This is a genomic window from Cryobacterium suzukii (genome assembly GCF_004403185.1).
In the GTDB taxonomy this organism is placed as follows: Bacteria; Actinomycetota; Actinomycetes; order Actinomycetales; family Microbacteriaceae; genus Cryobacterium; species Cryobacterium suzukii.
Genome location: NZ_SOHJ01000013.1, coordinates 65,768 through 85,097 on the forward strand (window position 1 = coordinate 65,768; position 19,330 = coordinate 85,097).

At 63.9% G+C, this 19,330-nt stretch carries 16 protein-coding genes; 6 read left to right on the plus strand and 10 right to left on the minus strand.

The features are described 5' to 3' along the window. Together narI and E3T39_RS13100 are read left to right on the plus strand one after the other, a co-directional pair. Entirely contained in the window at positions 1–753 is a 753-nt protein-coding gene (narI, locus tag E3T39_RS13095; RefSeq protein WP_134516042.1) for a respiratory nitrate reductase subunit gamma, read from the plus strand. Positions 754–755: 2 nt separating this feature from the next. After that, positions 756–1,982, plus strand: coding sequence for an MFS transporter (locus E3T39_RS13100; RefSeq protein ID WP_134516044.1), 1,227 nt, complete (start codon positions 756–758; stop codon positions 1,980–1,982). A gap of 24 nt (positions 1,983–2,006) precedes the next feature. Here the strand turns inward: E3T39_RS13100 and E3T39_RS13105 are convergent, their stop codons facing one another. Both E3T39_RS13105 and E3T39_RS13110 read right to left on the minus strand, forming a co-directional pair. Then, positions 2,007–3,104, minus strand: coding sequence for an SDR family oxidoreductase (locus E3T39_RS13105; protein ID WP_134516045.1), 1,098 nt, complete (start codon positions 3,102–3,104; stop codon positions 2,007–2,009). A 274-nt stretch (positions 3,105–3,378) separates the two neighbouring features. Next, complete coding sequence (locus E3T39_RS13110; RefSeq protein ID WP_134516047.1) at positions 3,379–3,960, minus strand: HutD/Ves family protein; 582 nt, start codon at positions 3,958–3,960, stop codon at positions 3,379–3,381. 215 nt (positions 3,961–4,175) lie between these two features. Between E3T39_RS13110 and E3T39_RS13115 the strand changes: the two genes are divergently transcribed. Both E3T39_RS13115 and E3T39_RS13120 read left to right on the plus strand, forming a co-directional pair. Next, entirely contained in the window at positions 4,176–4,676 is a 501-nt protein-coding gene (locus E3T39_RS13115; RefSeq protein WP_134516049.1) for a COG4315 family predicted lipoprotein, read from the plus strand. Positions 4,677–4,794: 118 nt separating this feature from the next. Next, positions 4,795–6,603, plus strand: a complete 1,809-nt coding sequence (locus E3T39_RS13120) for a bifunctional 3'-5' exonuclease/DNA polymerase (RefSeq protein ID WP_134516051.1) — start codon at positions 4,795–4,797, stop codon at positions 6,601–6,603. A gap of 128 nt (positions 6,604–6,731) precedes the next feature. Here E3T39_RS13120 and E3T39_RS13125 read toward each other — a convergent pair whose 3' ends face one another. Further along, positions 6,732–8,165 (minus strand): dihydrolipoyl dehydrogenase family protein, encoded by a 1,434-nt coding sequence (locus tag E3T39_RS13125; RefSeq protein ID WP_134516053.1) that lies wholly within the window; start codon positions 8,163–8,165, stop codon positions 6,732–6,734. Between the two features lie 83 nt (positions 8,166–8,248). On the opposite strand from E3T39_RS13125, the gene E3T39_RS13130 reads away from it, so the two are divergent. Together E3T39_RS13130 and E3T39_RS13135 are read left to right on the plus strand one after the other, a co-directional pair. After that, positions 8,249–8,887 carry a class I SAM-dependent methyltransferase gene (locus E3T39_RS13130; protein WP_134516055.1) on the plus strand — a complete coding sequence of 213 codons (639 nt, stop codon included), beginning with the start codon at positions 8,249–8,251 and terminating at the stop codon, positions 8,885–8,887. 353 nt (positions 8,888–9,240) lie between these two features. Then, a complete protein-coding gene (locus E3T39_RS13135; RefSeq protein ID WP_134516057.1) occupies positions 9,241–9,762 on the plus strand; it encodes a DUF3145 domain-containing protein in 522 nt (173 codons plus the stop codon). Positions 9,763–9,913: 151 nt separating this feature from the next. Here E3T39_RS13135 and E3T39_RS13140 read toward each other — a convergent pair whose 3' ends face one another. From E3T39_RS13140 to aceE, 7 genes are all read right to left on the minus strand, one after another. Then, on the minus strand, positions 9,914–11,149 hold the full coding sequence (locus tag E3T39_RS13140) for a beta-ketoacyl-[acyl-carrier-protein] synthase family protein (protein ID WP_134516059.1): 1,236 nt from the start codon (positions 11,147–11,149) through the stop codon (positions 9,914–9,916). Positions 11,150–11,253: 104 nt separating this feature from the next. Continuing rightward, on the minus strand, positions 11,254–11,502 hold the full coding sequence (locus tag E3T39_RS13145) for an acyl carrier protein (RefSeq protein ID WP_092108059.1): 249 nt from the start codon (positions 11,500–11,502) through the stop codon (positions 11,254–11,256). Between the two features lie 59 nt (positions 11,503–11,561). Beyond that, complete coding sequence (locus E3T39_RS13150) at positions 11,562–12,584, minus strand: beta-ketoacyl-ACP synthase III (RefSeq protein ID WP_134516061.1); 1,023 nt, start codon at positions 12,582–12,584, stop codon at positions 11,562–11,564. A gap of 17 nt (positions 12,585–12,601) precedes the next feature. After that, complete coding sequence (locus E3T39_RS13155; protein ID WP_134516063.1) at positions 12,602–13,522, minus strand: ACP S-malonyltransferase; 921 nt, start codon at positions 13,520–13,522, stop codon at positions 12,602–12,604. Positions 13,523–13,657: 135 nt separating this feature from the next. Further along, positions 13,658–15,145: an amino acid permease gene (locus tag E3T39_RS13160; protein WP_134516065.1), complete on the minus strand. Its 1,488-nt coding sequence runs from the start codon at positions 15,143–15,145 to the stop codon at positions 13,658–13,660. 185 nt (positions 15,146–15,330) lie between these two features. Next, positions 15,331–16,533: a PucR family transcriptional regulator gene (locus tag E3T39_RS13165; protein WP_134516067.1), complete on the minus strand. Its 1,203-nt coding sequence runs from the start codon at positions 16,531–16,533 to the stop codon at positions 15,331–15,333. 6 nt (positions 16,534–16,539) lie between these two features. Beyond that, positions 16,540–19,266 (minus strand): pyruvate dehydrogenase (acetyl-transferring), homodimeric type, encoded by a 2,727-nt coding sequence (gene aceE / locus E3T39_RS13170; protein ID WP_134516068.1) that lies wholly within the window; start codon positions 19,264–19,266, stop codon positions 16,540–16,542. Between the last annotated feature and the right edge of the window lie 64 nt (positions 19,267–19,330).

Sequence of the window (19,330 nt, forward strand, 5' to 3'; positions counted from 1 at the left end):
ATGAACTTGTTGCTCTGGGGCGTGTTGCCGTACGTAATGGTGGCGATTCTGATCGGCGGATCGATCTGGCGTTACCGCTACGACCAGTTCGGGTGGACCACGCGGTCGTCACAACTGTACGAATCCCGCCTGCTGCGCATCGGATCGCCGATCTTTCACTTCGGCCTGCTGGCGGTGATTGCCGGGCACTTCTTTGGTTTGGTGATTCCCATGACCTGGACGCTCGCGGTGGGCATGAGCCAGGATTTCTACCACCTCAACGCACTGCTGGTCGGGGGGATCGCGGGGATAGGCACGCTCGGTGGAATCGTCATCCTGATCTACCGCCGGCGCAAGACCGGGCCGGTGTTCATGGCGACAACCCGCAACGACAAGGTCATGTACGTCGTGCTGACCGCCGCGATCATTTTCGGACTCTGGACAACTCTTGCCAGCGTGTTCGAAGGCGAACACGGGCACAACTACCGGGAGACCGTCGCGCCGTGGTTTCGCTCGTTGTTCATCTTCCAGCCAGACATCGCGGCCATGGCCGCGGCCCCGTTCTCGTTCCACATCCACACGCTGGTCGGCATGCTCCTGTTCACCATCTGGCCATTCACCCGGCTCGTGCACGCGTTCACCGCGCCACTGCACTACCTGTTCCGGCCCTACATCGTCTATCGTTCGCGCGACAAAATACCGGGTGAGGTCAGGCCCATTCGACGTGGCTGGGCACCGATCGGAACCGAGGACCGAGCGCGGGACAAACGATAGCCATGACACCGGTCACCGTGCGGGAACGGGCCAGAACCAGTAAGGGGTTCAATCTCGTCCTGGCGACCCTGTCGTCCGTGGTGTGTTTTTGGGCGTGGACGAGTATTGCCCCGCTCGGGGTGCGGTACAGCGTGCAGCTGGACTTGTCGTCAGCGCAGGCTTCCGTCTTGGTGGCCATGCCCGTTTTCGTGGGTTCGATCGGTCGTATTCCGGTGGGGGTGCTCACGGATCGGTACGGGGGGCGGATCATGTTCACCCTGGTCTTGCTGGCCACCGTTCCGGCGCTGCTGCTCGTGGCGCTCGCCGGAACCGTGGGGGTCTACTGGATGCTCGTGTCGTGCGCGTTACTGCTCGGCGTCGCCGGAACGGTCTTCGCCGTTGGAATCCCGTTCGTCAGCAACTGGTACGAGCTCTCTCGGCGTGGATTTGCGACGGGTGTTTTTGGTGCCGGTATGGGAGGTACAGCCCTGTCCGCTTTCTTCACGCCGCGCTTCGTTGACTGGTTCGGGTACATTCCCACCCACCTGATTCTGGCGTTGCTGCTGATCGGGACCGCCGCCCTGGTCTGGACCTGCATGGGAAACGCGCCGGGGTGGGTGTCCAATGCCCAGCCGTTCATACCCAAGCTCTTTGCCGCCGCAAAACTCGGTGTGACCTGGCAGATGTGCTTTCTCTACGGTGTGGTGTTCGGCGGGTTCGTGGCCTTCTCGACCTACCTGCCGACCTACCTGCGCGATATTTACGATTTCGACCTGACGGCGGCGGGAACCCGCACGGCCGGATTTGCCGTCGCCGCGGTTCTGCTGCGCCCGGTCGGCGGAATTCTCGCCGACCGCATCGGTCCCAAACCGGTCGTCATCGTGGCGCTGGCCGCGGTCGCTGTTTTGGCCTGGGTGGTAAATCTGCGCCCGGACGGCGAGATACCGGCCGGGCTGACTTTTGTTGCGATGGCGTCGGCCCTGGGACTGGGTGCGGGGGGAGTCTTCGCCTGGCTGGGGCGAAACTCGCCACCCGACACGGTCGGATCAATCAGCGGCATCGTTAGTGCGGCCGGTGGGCTCGGCGGGTACTTCCCTCCGCTCGTAATGGGCGCAACCTACAACGCCGCCGACAACAGCTATGCCATCGGCCTGCTCCTGTTGGCGGGAACGGCCGCCGTGGCCCTCGTCTTCGCCATAGTCGCGGTGCACGAACGCCGCACCCAACCGACGGCAAATCAGGTCGACTGATAGCGACGCTGCCGCTGGGCGCTGCTATTTGGTCGACTCAGGGATGAGCTTCTCGGTGCGGTAGCGATCGAACAGGGCTGTGAAGGAGTCGATCGTGCGGTGGTGCGCGGTGAAGCCGGCGAGGCGGCTCTTGGTGATGTCGGTGAAGACCTCGATGTTCCGGCCGAGGTCGGCGTCGGTGTGCCACCACGATGCGATGCGACCCAGGTCGGATTCGACGAGGCCGTGCGCGGCAGCGAGTTCGGCCCAGACCGACTCCATGCCGGCCATCTGTACCTCGAGCGGTCGTGGCTCGTTCACGAAACCTTCCGGCTCGACGCCGAAGTAGGCGGCGATCTTTGGCCACATCGCTCGCCAACGGAAGACGTCGCCGTTGACGACGTTGAATGCTTCGTTGGCGCCGGCATCCGTTGTCGCTGCCCACACCATCTGCTCGGCGAGGATCGTCGCGTCGGTCATGTCGGTGACGCCATTCCACTGGGTCTCGCTGCCGGGGAAGACGAATGGGATACCGAGGTGCCTGCACAGGGTGGCCTGTGCGGCGAGGGTGAGTCCCATGTTCATGAGGTTGCCGACCGCGTGGCCGATCACGGTGTGCGAACGGTGCACCGACCAGGTGAATCCCTGGCGAGCGGATGCCGCGAACAGCTCGTCTTCCTGTGCGTAGTAGAAGTTCGCCACGTCCAGGCGCGGTTCGTGTTCGCTGAAGGGGGTGTCGGGCATGGCGCCCTGCCCGTAGGCCTCGAACGGTCCGAGGTAGTGCTTGAGGCCGGTGACGAGCGCGACATGACGCACCGGCGCGTGGGCGAGTGCGGCGAGGAGGTCACGCACCATGCCGGCGTTCACCTCGATGTTGAGTTCTTCGGTGTTCTGACGCGACCAGGCGGTGAAGAAAACCCGTTCGGGCATCTCACTGGCCAACGCTCGATTGAGGTCGGCGGCGGAGCGAAGGTCTGCCTGGATCCAGCGCACCCCTGGCAGATCGCGGCCACTGCGGCGGGCGAGGGCGAGAACCTGCCAGCCCTCGGCAGACAACTGGTCGACGACGGCGGATCCGGTGATGCCGGATGCTCCAACGACGAGGGCGGTATGAGTGCGGGGTTCCAGTGAAATAGTCATCATGGGATGCAACCTTGTGGGGTACGAGGTATTCCTCAGGCCGAAGCAGGTAGATGGCGGTCGCTCCTGCTGGTCGCTGGATTGGCCCAGCAACTGGCACCAGCAGACCCAACGGCGCGCGAGTGGTTGAACGTTGAACGGGCGATGGGTGTCACTATGACCGTAGAGATGAGCCACGAGTAGCCTCCGAAAACGACAACGGGCGTCACCTCTTCGTTGATCGTGCGCCTAGGACTCGCCGACCGCGCACCGTACAGGAGTTCAGGAGTTCAGGAGTTCAGGCTAATTGGGCTTCTAAGGTGATCAGCGCGAGGAATCCGCGCCCTAAAATTTCCGGTGCCAAATCCTGACCACGCACGGCGTCGAATTTTCTCAGCTCTGCGCTCTGGATGCCCGCCTGACCGGCACCGGCAGCCGCACCGGTAACGACGGCAGTGCCGTGAAGCAGCACGGCAAACTGATCCACGAAGACCGGCTGCGCACGACGTTTGGACAGCTCAACAATGGAAATATACGACTTGAACTTTCCGCGTCGTGCCATCACATTGAGGTCTATCGTGGTGCCGACCGGGAGAGCGGCGCTACTGGCGCTGTCGCCCGAAAAGCGAAATGGACGATACTTCTCCATGGGATGCTCGACACCGTCGACGGTCACCACCAGAAGTTCACCGTCGATCACGGTGAGAAGGCGCTCCACACCCGAGTAAACGGAGAAATCACCGGCCTCAGCTATTTCAGCGATGCTGACTCGCCAGTCGAAGTCAGCCGAGCCACCGGGAAAAGAAGCCAGCTCGCGGGCCTGGCCTCCACCGTTACGCCAGGCAGTCGGCCTTATCTCGTGGTATCGAATGATGTCCATGGTTTCAGCCTCAGGTTAGCAGCTGCACTCCCCGGTGAACCGATACCCAGCGCCAGCTTCGGTGAATCGCCCGGAGTGCTGAACCATTTATCGGGCCACCTCGTGGTAGCTCCAAGGGCTCCCACACCCAGCTGCGCTGCACTTCACACCAACGCATCGAATAGCACCTCATCAGATAGCACCTCATCGAATAGCACCGAGAGAAGGAAGCAATCATGAACAGTAGAATTTGGCTCAAGGTCGGGCCGGTCGTCGGGGCAGTAACACTCAGCGTTCTCGTGCTGAGCGGATGCTCGCAGGGAACGACGACCCCCGCGGCCGACACCTCGAGCTCGTCCAGCGCAACCAGCGACGCCGCGGTCGAACCGGCCCTTGCGACCGCGGAGAGTTCACTCGGCACGATCGTCGTCGATACCGCAGGGATGACACTGTATGTTTTCGACAAGGACGTCGCAGACTCCGGTGAGAGCACCTGCGAGGGCGAATGCCTCGTTAAGTGGCCCGCCGTCGTCGCCGAATCGGATACCCCCACCGTCGACGGCGTGACCGGCACGGTCGGCGTCATCACCCGCACGGATGGCAGCAAGCAAGTTACTCTCAATGGCCTTCCGCTCTATTACTGGGCGGGCGACTCCGCTGCCGGGGACACCACCGGAGAGGGCGTTGGCGGCGTCTGGTGGGTAGTCGCTCCGAACGGAGACAAAATCGCTGGCTAGTCCCGCCTGCCCAGCGCGTAGCAACACGCGCGATCTCTCGCAGGTCACCGCGCCCATCGGCTCCGCGAAGCCGATGGGCGCGGTGCTGTAGTCGGCCGCCACCGGGCAGAATAGAAAAGTGTACGTATTGGTTCGTCAAACAAGTAACGGCGAACTGCTCGTCGACACGCTGGACGACGCTGGCCTCCCGATCGCGGCGACCCGCTGCCTCACCCTGACCGAGTTTCGGTTGTTCGTGTCGTCGCTCGAATCGACCACCCGCGAACCCGCGACGCCACGTTGGGTCTGGGAAGATACCGCCCGAATCTATTCGGTGCTCCTCACGGCCGGCATCCGAGTGCAGCGCTGCCACGATCTTCGTCTGTGCCACGTGATCCTGAAGAATTCGGCGCTGACCACGAGGAGCGAACTCGCTCTGGCCTCGCCGGGCCCCTGGGACGTGGCGAGCGCCACGACGAGCGACCAGGCCGAGCCCCGGGCCACACTCTTCGACTTCGAGGCGGAGGATGACCGCGACCCGGTTTCGAGCGCTGGCGCCGCAGAGTCACGTACGGCGCGGGAGTTTCGTCGCCAACTCGACGCGGTGGCATCCGCTACCGAACCGGGGCGCCTGCGGCTCCTGCTCGCCGCCGAGTCCGCCGGGGCGCTCGTGGCCGCGGAGATGCGCTACGCCGGGCTGCCCTGGCGCACCGACGTGCATGATCTCTTGCTGACCGAAGAGCTGGGAGCGCGCGTCGCGCCGGGCATGCGACCCGAACGGCTCGAACTTCTCGCCCAGCGCATCCGCCTAGAGCTGGGTGACGCCACGCTCAACCCGGACTCTCCACAGGAACTATTTAGGGCTTTGCAACGCGCGGGGCTGGCTGTCACGTCGACGCGAGGCTGGGAGCTGAAGAAGTTGCAGCATCCGGTGATCGAACCGCTCCTGCAGTATAAGAAACTGTCCCGGTTGCTCAGCGCTAACGGCTGGACCTGGATGGAATCCTGGGTTGTCGATGGCCGGTTCCACCCCGACTACGTACCCGGGGGTGTCGTGACCGGTCGCTGGGCTACCCGCGGCGGGGGAGCACTGCAGCTGCCCAAGCAGATTCGTGGGGCCGTCGTCGCTGATGATGGCTGGAAACTCGTCGTCGCCGACGCTGCCCAGCTGGAACCGCGCATCCTGGCGGCGCTGGCGCAGGATACGAGCATGGCCAAGGCCGGCCGCGGCACCGACCTGTATGCCGGCATCGTGTCGAGCGGCGTCGTCGAAACCCGCGACCACGCCAAGGTTGCCATGCTCGGCGCCATGTATGGGGCCACGACCGGAGAAAGTGGCCGGCTAATGCCGCGTCTTGCCCGCGCCTACCCTCGAGCGATCGCACTGACCGAGTCGGCGGCGCGTGCGGGCGAGCGTGGTGAGATCGTGACGACCCGACTCGGGCGCTCCTCACCCATTCCGGGATCGGGCTGGCAGGAGGCCCAGGCGCAGGCCTACGACCCGGCGGCCACGGCGATCGATGAACGGCGCGCCCGCAGCCAGGCCCGGGATTGGGGACGCTTCACCCGTAACTTCATCGTGCAGGGCAGCGCCGCCGAGTGGGCTCTGTGTTGGATGGCGGAAATCCGTCGAGAGCTTAGGGCATTGCCAGCACCCGGCAGCCGTCAAGCGGATGCCGCGCACGGTGCGCTCGGCCAGCTTGTTCCGGGAGCCGGCCCAGCAAACCCGGGGACTACGCGGGGTCGTGCTCCATTTGACGCCACACCGCATCTGGTGTTTTTCCTCCACGACGAGGTGATCGTGCACACCCCCACTGCGCAGGCTGCCGCCGTCGCTCAGATCATCGTCACTGCGGCCGAAACCGCCGGGCGGCTACTCTTCGGCGACTTCCCGGTCGACTTCATGTTGACGGTAGCAACCGTCGATAACTACGGCCAGGCCAAGTAACCCGGCGCACGTTCCCGCACAGCCGTTCCCGCACAGCCGTTCCCGCACAGCCGTTCCCGCACAGCCGCTCGCGCTCGTTCTTGTCGTCGCCTACCGCACTGGCCAAGTGTCGCGTTCCGGCGCGGTTGTCAGGACAGCCGCGCGATGCGCAGACGTCGAAGGGCGCGCGTGACCGCCCCTGCCAGACCGGAACCGAGCCGGTGACGCACGTCGGCCACGGCCACACTCCAGAGGCCGTCATTGTAGGTAGGGTACGCGTGCGTTGTGCTGGCGATATCGCTCGTGGTGAGTCGCTTCCTCACCGCCAGAGAAATTTCGCCGAGGGTTTCACCGGCCCGGGGACCCACGACTGTTCCGCCCAGTACGCGGCCGCGTTTGTCGACGATGAGCTGGGTGTAGCCGGCCGTTTTCGCCTCCGTCACGGCGCGGTCAACGTGCGCATGATCCCAGGTGAGGATTCGGTGGACTCCGGCTTGCGCATCCCGGGCTTGCAGGCCGACGGCACCCAGTTCAGGGTGAGTGAACGTAACCCGGGGGATCGCCGTACTGTCGACCGTGCGGGTCAGGCCGAGGATAGCGTTTGTTGCAGCCACGCTGGCGTTCACGCCGGCCGTGTGCGTGAACTGAGGCAGTCCGGTGACATCGCCGGCGGCCCAGATGCGCGGGTTGGAAGTGCGCATCCCGGAATTGACCACGATATTACCGTGCTCGTCCCGGCGCACTCCCACGCACTGCAGGTTGAGACCGCTCGTGTTCGGGCGGCGGCCCAGGGCCACGAAGAGCCGGTCGAAAGAGAGGGCGGTCCCATCATCGAGGGACAACGTACCGGCGAGGCGGTCGGACGAGGTCACCGAGACCGCGGTGCAGCTGGTGCGCACATCTACTCCGTCAGCAATGAGCGCGGCCCGAATGATGGCACTGGCCCGGTCGTCTTCCTTCGGCAAGATTCGTGGTCCCCGGTGCACAAGCGTCACGGCCGCACCGAGGCGAGCCATGGCCTGAGCTATCTCGCAGCTCACGGCCCCGCCGCCCAGCAGGACGAGTCGTTGCGGGGGATTCCTCAGGTTCCAGAACGTTTCGCTGGTCACCACATCGACCGCGTCGATTCCTGGGATATCCAGCAGGGCCGGTGCGGCGCCCGTGGCGATCAATGCTTGTTGGAACCGGAGTTCACGGCCGTTCACGTCGACACTGTGGGGTCCGGTGAATCGCGCTTTCCCGATCACCACGTCGATGTTGTCCCGCTCGAGGGACTCTGCGGAATCGACGGGGGCGATCTCCTGCATCGCGTTCTGAACGTGCGCCATGACCTGCGCGAAGTTGACATGGACATCGCTCACGCTTAGTCCGAGGCTAACTGAGGATCGGGCGGTCGTTGCGGCGTTCGCGGCAGCAATGAGCGCCTTCGACGGAACGCACCCGGTCCACAGGCAATCCCCGCCGAGGCGGTTGCCCTCGATCAGAACCACTTTCGCTCCGAAACTCGCCGCGGTGCGGCTGGCAACGAGTCCGGCCGTTCCGCCACCAATGACCGCCAAATCAAATTTCTTGAGTTCGTTCATGACTGTGAGCGTAGACGGTCGGCGCGGTCCGGAACGATGGTGTGCTGGCTAGGCTGGCAAAAAGAGGAAGGCCGGTCTGCACCATGGCGAACGTCTACGAAGTCGCTGCCCGTTTTTACGATGTGCTCTCCGGAGAACGCGTCGTCTACCGGGCGGGTCGAGAATCCGGCGTGGCGCTCCTGCGAGTGCGTCAGGGCGACACGGTTCTGGACCTGGCCTGCGGTACCGGCCTAAATTTTGCGCTGCTCGTCGATGCGGTTGGCCCCTCGGGCACCGTAATCGGGCTGGATCGAAGTCCGGCAATGCTGGAGATGGCCCGCCGCCGGGTGCAATTGAACGGATGGACCAGCGTGCGTTTGGTCGAAGCGGATGCCACGGCCTTTGACCCGATTGTCGTCGTGAATGAACTCCCGGCAGCGGCGGAAGGGTTCGTTGACTGCATCTTCTCCAGTTATGCCATGAGCATCTTCAACGACTGGCACCCGGCCTGGGACCGAGCGCGTGCGCTGTTGCGGCCGGGCGGTCGAGCGTGCATCGTCGACATGCAGTTGCCCGTAGGTGTCTACCGGCTATTCTCGCCGCTCGTGCGGTTGGCCGTTGCGATCGGCGGTGCCGATCTCAAGGCTCGCCCGTGGACCATCATCGAACGCGAGGGCGTGGATGTACGCTCCGTAGCCGTTCGTGGCGGCCATATTCGCGTCGTTGCAGGCACGATCCCTTAGCCCGCGACCGAGCACCATCTTTTGGATGAACGGGTCACGAGCTGGCTAGCACCCCTCGCTGTAGACATGGAGATCGACCTCAACGCCTTCGGTCGCTCGCCGTACTTGGAGCAGCGGTCAGGTGCCGTTACGCACCGCTGACTGACGCGGAATTTTATTCGTTTTACTCGGCGTCCTCTGCCAGCCGTCGCTTGTCAATGTGCAGGTCGCTGGGGCATAATGGCGCTATCGGCACGCTGGCCTCCAGCGACCGAACAATTTAATATTCGCCATCGTGCCACAACCCTGAGTTGAAGGCGCGGTCGTTCCGAGGTCGTTGGGGAAGACGAACCTACTAGGAACGGAGAAACACGATGGATGCAATACCGAACCGTCGGGCGCCGATTGCGCGGGGGGTGCTTTTTGTGCACTCTTCTCCGCGAGCGGTTTGTCCTCATGTCGAGTGGTCTGCCGGTCGCGCACTCGGCGAGGCCGTCAACTTTGACTGGTCAGAACAACCAGCCCTGCCCGGATCCCACCGCGCCGAGTATTACTGGGAGGGGTCTCCTGGCACCGGCGCCGCGCTCGCATCCGCTCTGCGCGGCTGGGAACAGCTGCGCTTCGAAGTCACCCAAGACGCCGGACCAGATTCGGATGGTGGACGTTGGTTACACACACCCGAGCTCGGTATCTTTTATTCCCAGACCGACAGCGTGGGAAACGTGGTCGTTCCAGAAGATCGCATTCGATCCGCTATGGAGAGTGCGGGGGCTAACGCCATCGAATTGCACCGGCAGTTGCGCCTGGCCCTCGGGCAATCCTGGGACGACGAACTCGAACCGTTCCGGCAGGCGAGCGACCTGAATGCTGTGGTCTGGCTGCACCAGGTCGGCTGATCAGCCACTATCCAAGCGTGCGGTTCGCCCAGGACGGCGCGGCCTGTCGACCGGCGACATTCCCGGCGGCAATCCCACGAAGTCAAGCGAAACGCCTCACAGAAATGACCCCGCCCGAACCCGGGCGGGGTCATTCTCTGCTACCGAACTTTTAGACCGACCGGAACGCCACGACGGCGTTGTGGCCGCCGAAGCCGAAGGAGTTGCTCAGCGCGAGCAGGTCTCCGGCCGGCAGGGCGCGCGGCGTGGTGACCACGTCGAGCGGAATCTCCGGATCCTGCGACGTGAGGTTGATTGTCGGCGGTGCGGTGCGGTCGGAGAGAGCCTTCACCGTGAAGAAGGCCTCGAGGGCGCCGGCGCCACCGAGCAAGTGGCCGGTTGATGCCTTCGTGGCCGACACCGGGATACCGTCGAGCAGATCGCCGAACACTCGTTTGAGGGCGTTGTACTCGGCGATGTCACCAACCGGGGTGCTCGTAGCGTGGACGTTGATGTGCGAGACATCGGCGAGGGTCGCTCCGGCGTTCTCAATGGTCGAGAGCATTGCGCGGGCGGCCGCCGATCCTTCGGGGTCCGGCGCGGTCACGTGGTACGCGTCGCTATTGACAACGCCGCCGAGCAACTCGGCGTAGATGTGGGCGCCGCGCGCCTTGGCGTGCTCCTCGGTCTCGATGACGAGGGCGGCTGCACCCTCACCGAGAACGAAACCGTCGCGAGTCACGTCGTACGGGCGGCTCGCGGTGGCCGGGTCGTCGTTACGAGTCGACAGTGCGTGCATCGCTGCAAACGAGGCAATTGGCAGGGGGTGAATGGCCGCCTCGGAGCCTCCGGCGATGACGATGTCGGCCAGTCCGGATTGCAGGCGCTTGTACGCGTTGATCAGTGCTTCGGTACTCGACGCGCACGCGGAGACCACCGTGGTGATGCCGGCACGGGCGTGCAGGTCCATTCCGATGGCCGCTCCCGGACCATTGGGCATGAGCATCGGCACGGTCATCGGCAGTACGCGACGCGGGCCGCGTTCGCGCAGGGTGTCCCATGCATCCAGTAGGGTCCACACTCCGCCGATCCCGGTCGCCCAGTCCACGGCGAGCCGCTCGGGCTCGACCGCGGGGGAGCCAGCATCGGCCCAGGCTTCGCGTCCGGCGATCAGTGCGAATTGGCTTGACGGATCAAGGCGCTTGACCTCAAATCGCTGCAGAACATCCACGGTTTTCACGCGTGCCTGTGCTGCGAAAGTTACGGGGATCGCTGTTTGCGCGACCCAGGCCTGCTCGAGGGTGGTGGCACCCGATTCGCCGGCCAGGAGGGCCGTCCAGGTGTCGACCGCCGTGCCGCCCAGCGGCGTAGTGGCACCGATGCCGGTGATAACGATTTTCTTGGTCATAAGTCAACTCTCCATGGAACGACAAACGTGTGGGCCGGTGCGTTGTGGCACCAGCCCAATGAACAGGTCGGCCGTTTTCCGACCGACCCGGTTCAGGCTTGGGTCTAGTCCTGTGCCTTCACGATGAACTCGACGGCATCGCCGACGGTCTTGAGGTTCTTAACCTCTTCATCGGGAATCTTCACATCGAACTTCTCTTCTGCGTTGACAACAATGGTCATCATCGAGATCGAGTCGATGTCCAGGTCGTCTGTAAACGACTTGCCGAGCTCAACCGTGTCGGTTGCAATTCCGGTCTCGTCGTTGATGAGCTCGGCCAGGCCGGTCAGAACTTCTTCGGTGGACAATGCCATGTTTTTTCTCCTTGAGGGGTGTCTCGGTTGACCGAGACTTAGTTTAGAGGGTGGATAGGTTAGGGCAGCACAACGACTTGCGCACCGAACACGAGTCCGGCACCGAAGCCAATCTGCAGCGCGAGTCCGCCGCTGAGCTCTGGGTGTTCCTCGAGCAGGCGGTGGGTGGCGAGGGGGATCGAGGCCGATGAGGTGTTACCGGTCGTGGCGACATCGCGGGCGATGACGACGGATTCCGGCAACTTGAGCTGCTTAGCAAACTCGTCGATGATGCGCATGTTGGCCTGGTGGGGAATGAACGCGGCGAGGTCGGCGCTGTCGATTCCGGCTACTTCGAGGGCTTTCTTAGCTACCTTGGCCATGTCCCAGACGGCCCAACGGAAGACGGTCTGTCCTTGCTGACGCAGGGTTGGCCAGTCGGCCTCGCCGCGACGGTGCTCCTGCAGAGTGTGATTCATCTGAATCGCGTCTGCCTTGGAACCATCTGATCCCCACACCGTGGTGGAGATGCCCGGGTAGTCACTCGGGCCGATGACGACAGCGCCAGCACCGTCGCCGAGCAGGAATGAGATGCTTCGGTCTGCAGGGTCGACGAGGTCAGAGAGCTTTTCAGCGCCGACGACGAGTGCGTAGTGCGCAGCCCCCGTGCGAATGAGCGCATCCGCCTGGGCGATGGCGTAGGCATATCCGGCGCAGGCCGCATTGATGTCGTAGGCCGCGGCAGGATTGCTGCCAACGCGGTCGGCCAAAACGGCGGCCATGGATGGTGTCTGGCGGCCGTTGCTGATGGTGGCGACAATCACGGCATCAATGAGCGCCGGGTCAATGCCACTCTTCTCGATGGCTTCGCGGGCGGCATCCGTTGCCATGTCGACAGCTTCGACGTCCTGGCTCGCACGCGTGCGGGTGATGATGCCGGTGCGCTGCTGGATCCACTCGTCGGAGGAATCGATCGCTGCGACCAGTTCGTCGTTGGGTACGTCGAGGTCACCGCGGGCGGCGCCGATCGAGAGGATGCGGGTGTACTGCGGTCCGTGGGACTGCTTCAGTGTTGGCACGGTTGCTTTTGTTGGCTTTGGCATTGTCTCTCTTATCAGATTCAGGACTGCTGGTCGATCATGGCCCAGGCGGCGGGCAGGTCGTCCGGGGTCTTGATGGCGACGGTGGGAACGCCTTTGAGGGCGCGCTTTGCGAGACCGACGAGCGCGCCGGCAGGCGCGACCTCGATGATTCCGGTGACTCCCGCTGCGGCGAAAGCCTCCATGCACCTGTCCCACCGTACCGGCGATGACACCTGACCCACGAGCAGATCCACAAAGCGGATGCCCTCGGCGACCTGGCTGCCGTCACGATTGGTCCAGATGGGGAGGGTGGGGTTGGTGGGGGTGAGCGAGTCGGCGACCACGGTCATCCGTTCGACGGCCGGCTTCATATAACGCGTATGGAATGCGCCGGCGACCTGAAGGGGGATGACTCTGGCCCGGTGCGGGGGAGCCTCGGCGAGTTCGGCGAGAGCGTCGAGTGCCCCGGCGACGACGATCTGACCACTGCCGTTAAAATTGGCGGGTTCGAGGCCGAGCTCGGCCACTCGGGTGAGCAGTTCGGTCTCGTCTGCACCGATCACGGCACTCATTCCGGTGGGAACGAGTGCGGCGGCTGCCTGCATTGCCAGGCCACGCTCGCGGACAAATCGCACGGCGTCGGCGGTTCTTAGGATGCCGGCGCCCGCGGCGGCAGTGAGCTCTCCGACCGAGTGCCCAGCGATCCCGGCAATGCGGTCTCGGCGACCATCCGCGAGCAGCGCTTCAAGTGTGAGGATGCCCGCGGCCACGATGAGGGGCTGGGCAATCGCCGTGTCGCGGATGGTGTCGGCGTCGCTGACCGTGCCGTGGGTGACGAGGTCCAGGTCAGCGTCGTCGGAGATTTGCCGCAGGCCTTCTTTGAAGGCAGGCAGAGCCAACCACGGTTCGAGGAATCCGGGAGTTTGGGAGCCCTGACCCGGGCAGACGACAACGATCACTTAGCTAGTCTTCCAATCTGGTGACGCAAATGAATGTACAGATGACACTAAGTATTTCGGGAACCTTTGTAGATTCCTGCAGGTGTATTCCTCGGGGAGAGATTTCGGTTTCTCAAATCGTGATCGATGGCGGGATCATTCCCGGCTTTGGTGCGATTCAGAATGCGCCTCGCTGACCGACGGTTGGGTGTCCGCTGCGCCGCTCGCTCCACGCCCACTCCGGTAACGCCACAGGCCGACGCCCACGAGCAGTCCGGCCAGCAAGAGAGAGAGCCCGAGGGATTCCCTCGTTTCCGGGATGATCAACATGCCAACGAGCAGGGCGAGGATGCTGAGGATGGCGAACCAGGTGAGGTAAGGGAACAACCACATCTTGAGCGAGAGTGCCTTGGCGGCATCCGGTCCCATTCGGCGACGGAGGATCAACTGCGAGGCGGCAATCACGAGCCAGACGAATAGGGCGATAGCGCCGGAGGTGTTCACGAGGAACAGGAATACGGTGTCTGGGGCAACGTAGTTGAGACCGACAGTCACAAACCCGACGATGGTCGAGGCGAGCACGGCGCTGCGTGGCACCCCCCTGGCCGAGATCTGTGCCCAGGAGCGGGGAGCGTCGCCGCGCGTCGAGAGCGAAAACAACATTCGGCTGGCGGTATAGAGACCAGAGTTGAGGCAGGACAGCACCGAGGTGAGCACAATCACGTCCATGATCGTGCCAGCACCGGGAATCCCATAGAGCTCGATGGCCGCCACATAGGGACTCTTCGCCACGGAGGCGCTGTCCCAAGGCAGCAGGGTGACGACAATGGCGATCGAGCCGATGTAGAAGATCAGGATTCGCCACACGGTGGACCGCACGGCCTGCCGAACAGCGGCGACGGGGTTTTGCGACTCCCCGGCCGCGATTGTCGCGATCTCGGCGCCGAAGAAGGAGAAGACGACCACGAGCACGCCACCGAGTACCGCTCCGGCACCGTTGGGGAAGAATCCACCGCGACCGGTCAGGTTGTCGAGACCGGGCGCAGCCACACCGGGCATGAAGCCGAGGATCGCCACGATGCCAAGGACCAGGAAGACCACAATCGCCGCGACCTTGATCGAGGCGAACCAGAATTCAAATTCCCCAAACGATTTTACCGAGGCCACATTCGTGAGGGTGAGTAACACCATGAGCAGGAGAGCCCATACCCACTGATCAACCTCTGGCACCCAGCGATGCACGATCGCCGCGCCGGCGGTTGCCTCGATCCCGAGGACGATGATCCAAAACCAGGCATAGAGCCAGCCGATGCTGAACCCGGCCCAGCGGCCGAGAGCCCGATCGGCGTAGGCCGAGAACGAGCCGGTCTCCGGGCTCGCCGCCGCCATTTCGCCCAGCATGCGCATCACCAGAATGACGACGAGCCCCGCGGCCGCGTAGGCCACAAGAATTCCAGGGCCGGCCTGCTGGATCGCCGCTCCCGAACCCACGAACAGGCCGGCTCCGATAACTCCCGCGATCGCGATCATCGAGAGGTGGCGGGGTTTGAGACTGCGTGTCAGTTCGCGAGCCTGCGGAGCGACGTTGGCGGCTCCAGTCGGTGGCGGAGCATCCTCGATCGCGGATTTCGGGGATGGCTGCATGACACGCTCCAAGTCTGAATACGGGCAACTCTGAACCCACGCGAGACGGCTGACGGCCATGGCAACGGCTGCTGTAGTAGCAACGACGCCCACCAAGTCGTTTCTCAGGTTGAGAGGAACGTCACGACGACGTGACGACCGAATCAAACCCTATACCCCCGCACGTCATGAAATCGCGGGCTTCATTAGCGGCGGCGGCTGGACCCATCGTGGTCGCTGATCGAACCGATGATCAGCGCGGACTGCAGGATGAGCGCCTCGCGGGCTCCCGTGGCGTCGTAGCCGATGACTTCGGACACTCGTTTCAGGCGGTACCGCACGGTGTTGGGATGCACGAAAAGTTCACGCGCGGTTGCCTCCAGGGAGCGGCCGTTATCGAGGTAGCACCACAGGGTGGTGAGCAGTTCGGTGGAATGGGCTTGCAGAGGCCGATAGATGCGATGGATGAGCGTGGCACGTGCGAGTGGATCACCGGCCAGGGCCCGTTCAGGGAGCAGATCGTCGGCCTGCACCGGCCGTGGGGCGTTGCGCCACGAACGAGCGACGGCGAAACCAGCCAGCGCTGCCTTTGCACTCTTCGACGCGTCCACGAGGTTGGGTACCTCGTGGCCCAGCACCAAGTGTCCGGGGCCGAAGATCGGCTCCAACTGCATGGCGATCTCCATAAAGGTGAGGGCGGCGGCCGTGCCGACGTCTTCGCTATCTTCCGGGGCGGGACGCGCGCGACCGATCACGAGCACGAGGCGATTTCCCTGCACGCCGATAAGCACGTCGGCGGCCATATGCCGGGCGGCCCGGCGCAACTGGTCGACGTCGAGCATCTGCGGCGTTGTGCCGACCAGAACGCAGACTTCACCGTGGCCGTGCCAGCCGAGAGCCGCAATCCGGCTGGGTAGCTCGTCGTCATATTCCCCACTGAGAATGGAGTCAACGACGAGAGCTTCGAGCCTCGCGTCCCAGAGCCCCCGCGCCTCAGCTGCGCGCGCATAGACATCCGCTGCCCCAAAAGCAATCTCCCGCGAGTAGAGCAGGATCGCCTCGCGGAGGGTCTCACCGCCGTCCTTGACGCGTTCTTCGACGACTTCGACCGTCACTCGAATGAGCTGCAAAGTCTGCTGCAGGCTCACCGAGCGCAGGAGCTCGCGCGGGGCGGCACCGAAGACGTCCGCGGCGATCCACGGCGTTGACCGGGGGTCGTCGAACCACGAGATAAAACTCGTGATCCCAGCCTGAGCCACCAGTCCAACGGCGGACCGCCGTCCTGGCGGCATATCGCCATACCAGGACAGCGTGTCCTCGAGTCGCTTGAGCGTCTGGGTCGACAGCTCACCGGAGATGGTGCGCAGCCAATTGAGGGTCTGCTCTTTCGTCTTGGGCGCCGGTGCCACGGTTTCTTAGCTCTCGCCCCCGGCAGAGCCGGTGGTGCCCGCGCTCACATCGTGCAGGCGATACTTTGCGATTGCCTGGCCAGCGAGGCTGCGGTCTACCTCGCCGCGACGGGCGAGCAGCTCCAGGGTGCGCACAACCATCGATGGACCGTCGATCTTGAAGAATCGGCGTGCCGCCGGACGGGTGTCCGAGAAGCCGAAGCTGTCGGCGCCGAGCGTTGCGAAGTCGCTCGGCACAAACTGCCGAATCTGATCCGGAACGGCGTGCATGAAGTCCGATACGGCCACGAACGGGCCGACAGCTCCCTCAAGCTTGGAGGTTACGTAGGGAACGCGTGGCTCGTCGTCGGGGTTGAGGAAGTTGTATTCCTCGGCGGCGAGACCATCGCGGCGCAGCTCGGTCCAGGACGTGACCGACCAGACGTCGGCCGACACGCCCCAGTCATCGGCGAGCAATTTCTGGGCCTCAAGCGCCCACGGCACGGCGACCCCGGAGGCCAGAAGCTGAGCCTTCGGACCACTGGCGGCGGATGCGCTCACCCGGTGGATACCGCGCAGGATGCCGTCCACGTCAACATCGTCGGGCTCGACCGGCTGCACGGCGGGCTCGTTGTACACCGTGATGTAGTACATGACGTTCGGGTCGGTGTGGGTTCCGCCGTACATGCGGTCAAGGCCGGCGCGCACAATGTGACCGATCTCGTATCCGTACGCTGGGTCGTAGGAAACCACGGCCGGATTAGTCGACGCCAGCAGCGGCGAGTGTCCGTCGGCGTGCTGCAGGCCTTCTCCGGTCAGCGTGGTGCGACCGGCCGTGGCGCCAATGATGAACCCGCGGGCCATCATGTCGCCCGCTGCCCAGAGGGCGTCGCCCGTGCGCTGGAATCCGAACATGGAGTAGAAGACGTACACCGGAATGAGCGGCTCACCCTGGGTGGAATACGAGGTACCCACGTTGGTGAAGGCCGAGGCGGCGCCGGCCTCGTTGATGCCCACGTGCAGGATTTGGCCCTGCGGGCTCTCCTTATAAGAGAGCAGCTGGGCGTGGTCAACGGACGTGTAGTGCTGGCCGTTGGGGTTGTAAATCTTGGCGGTGGGGAAGAACGCGTCGATGCCGAAGGTGCGAGCCTCGTCGGGAATGATTGGAACGATCCGGTTGCCAAAGTCCTTGGCCCGCACCAGCTCCTTGAGCAGGCGCACGAAAGACATCGTCGTGGCGATTTCCTGCGTACCGGAACCCTTCTTGGCCACCTTGTACGTCTCGTCGCCGGGGAGATTGACCTTGGTGTGCGCGGTGCGACGCTCGGGCAGGTAGCCGCCGAGCGCACGGCGGCGCTCGTGCATGTACTCGATCGCTTCGTCCTTGTCGCCGGGGGTGTAGTACGGCGGCAGGTACGGGTTTTCCTCGAGCTGGGCATCCGTGATCGGCACGTGCATGCTGTCTCGGAATGACTTGAGGTTGTCGAGGGTCATCTTCTTCATCTGGTGGGTCGCGTTGCGGCCCTCGAAGCTTGGACCGAGGCCGTAGCCCTTGATCGTCTTCGCCAGGATGACGGTGGGTTGGCCCTTGTGTTCCGACGCAGCTTTGAAGGCCGCGTAGACCTTGCGGTAGTCGTGGCCGCCGCGCTTGAGGTTCCAGACTTCGTCGTCGCTGAGGTGCTCGACGAGCTTGAGTGCGCGCGGGTCGCGACCGAAGAAGTTCTCGCGCACGTAGGCGCCGCTTTCGGCCTTGTAGGTCTGATAGTCGCCGTCGGGGGTGACGTTCATGAGGTTGATCAGGGCGCCGTCGACGTCGTTCTTAAGCAGGTTGTCCCACTCACGGCCCCAGACCACCTTAATGACGTTCCAGCCAGCACCGCGGAAGAAGCTCTCGAGCTCCTGGATGATCTTGCCGTTACCGCGCACCGGGCCGTCGAGGCGCTGCAGGTTGCAGTTGATCACGAAGTTGAGGTTGTCGAGGCCCTCATTGGCGGCGACCTGCAACTGGCCGCGGCTTTCCACTTCATCCATCTCGCCGTCGCCGAGGAACGCCCAGACCTGCTGGTCGCTGGCATCTTTGATACCACGGTTGGTCAGGTAACGGTTGAGCTGCGCCTGGTAGATAGCGTTGATCGGGCCGAGTCCCATGGAGACGGTGGGGAACTGCCAGAATTCCGGCATGAGGCGCGGGTGCGGATACGAGGAGATGCCATCGGGAGCGTGCGATTTTTCCTGACGGAAACCGTCGAGCTGGTTCTCCGTCAGCCGGCCCTCGAGGAACGCACGAGCATAGGTGCCGGGGGAGGCGTGGCCCTGGATGAAGATCTGGTCGCCACCGCCCGGGTGGTCCTGGCCTCGGAAGAAGTGGTTGAAACCGACTTCATACAGGGCAGCGGATGACGCATAGGTCGCGATGTGCCCGCCGACGGCGATACCGGGGCGCTGCGCGCGGTGTACCAGAACGGCAGCGTTCCAGCGAATCCAGGCGCGGTAGCGGCGCTCGATGTCTTCGTCGCCAGGAAAGTCGGGTTCGTTCTCCGGGGCGATGGTGTTGATGTAGTCCGTCGTCGGCACCATGGGAACGCCCAGGTGAAGCTCTTTCGAACGCTTCAACAGGCTAAGCATGATCTCGCGCCCGCGTTCGTGGCCGTGCTCGGCAACGAGCGCATCGAGGGATTGTGACCACTCGGCCGTTTCCTCCGGATCGGAGTCGGCGTTGTTCGTCGAGTACGGGTCCTGGTCGTTGACCGTCACAGTCGACCTCTCTTGGGGCTTAGGCAGCGATGGGGTTTATGCAAGCGATGGTGCTCCGTGGGGG

Bases quoted from the DNA above. Each gene is read 5' to 3' on its own strand.
- narI (WP_134516042.1), top strand. From the start codon at position 1: ATGAACTTGTTGCTCTGGGGCGTGTTGCCGTACGTAATGGTGGCGATT.
- E3T39_RS13100 (WP_134516044.1), top strand. From the start codon at position 756: ATGACACCGGTCACCGTGCGGGAACGGGCCAGAACCAGTAAGGGGTTC.
- E3T39_RS13105 (WP_134516045.1), bottom strand. From the start codon at position 3,104: ATGATGACTATTTCACTGGAACCCCGCACTCATACCGCCCTCGTCGTT.
- E3T39_RS13110 (WP_134516047.1), bottom strand. From the start codon at position 3,960: ATGGACATCATTCGATACCACGAGATAAGGCCGACTGCCTGGCGTAAC.
- E3T39_RS13115 (WP_134516049.1), top strand. From the start codon at position 4,176: ATGAACAGTAGAATTTGGCTCAAGGTCGGGCCGGTCGTCGGGGCAGTA.
- E3T39_RS13125 (WP_134516053.1), bottom strand. From the start codon at position 8,165: ATGAACGAACTCAAGAAATTTGATTTGGCGGTCATTGGTGGCGGAACG.
- E3T39_RS13130 (WP_134516055.1), top strand. From the start codon at position 8,249: ATGGCGAACGTCTACGAAGTCGCTGCCCGTTTTTACGATGTGCTCTCC.
- E3T39_RS13135 (WP_134516057.1), top strand. From the start codon at position 9,241: ATGGATGCAATACCGAACCGTCGGGCGCCGATTGCGCGGGGGGTGCTT.
- E3T39_RS13140 (WP_134516059.1), bottom strand. From the start codon at position 11,149: ATGACCAAGAAAATCGTTATCACCGGCATCGGTGCCACTACGCCGCTG.
- E3T39_RS13145 (WP_092108059.1), bottom strand. From the start codon at position 11,502: ATGGCATTGTCCACCGAAGAAGTTCTGACCGGCCTGGCCGAGCTCATC.
- E3T39_RS13150 (WP_134516061.1), bottom strand. From the start codon at position 12,584: ATGCCAAAGCCAACAAAAGCAACCGTGCCAACACTGAAGCAGTCCCAC.
- E3T39_RS13160 (WP_134516065.1), bottom strand. From the start codon at position 15,145: ATGCAGCCATCCCCGAAATCCGCGATCGAGGATGCTCCGCCACCGACT.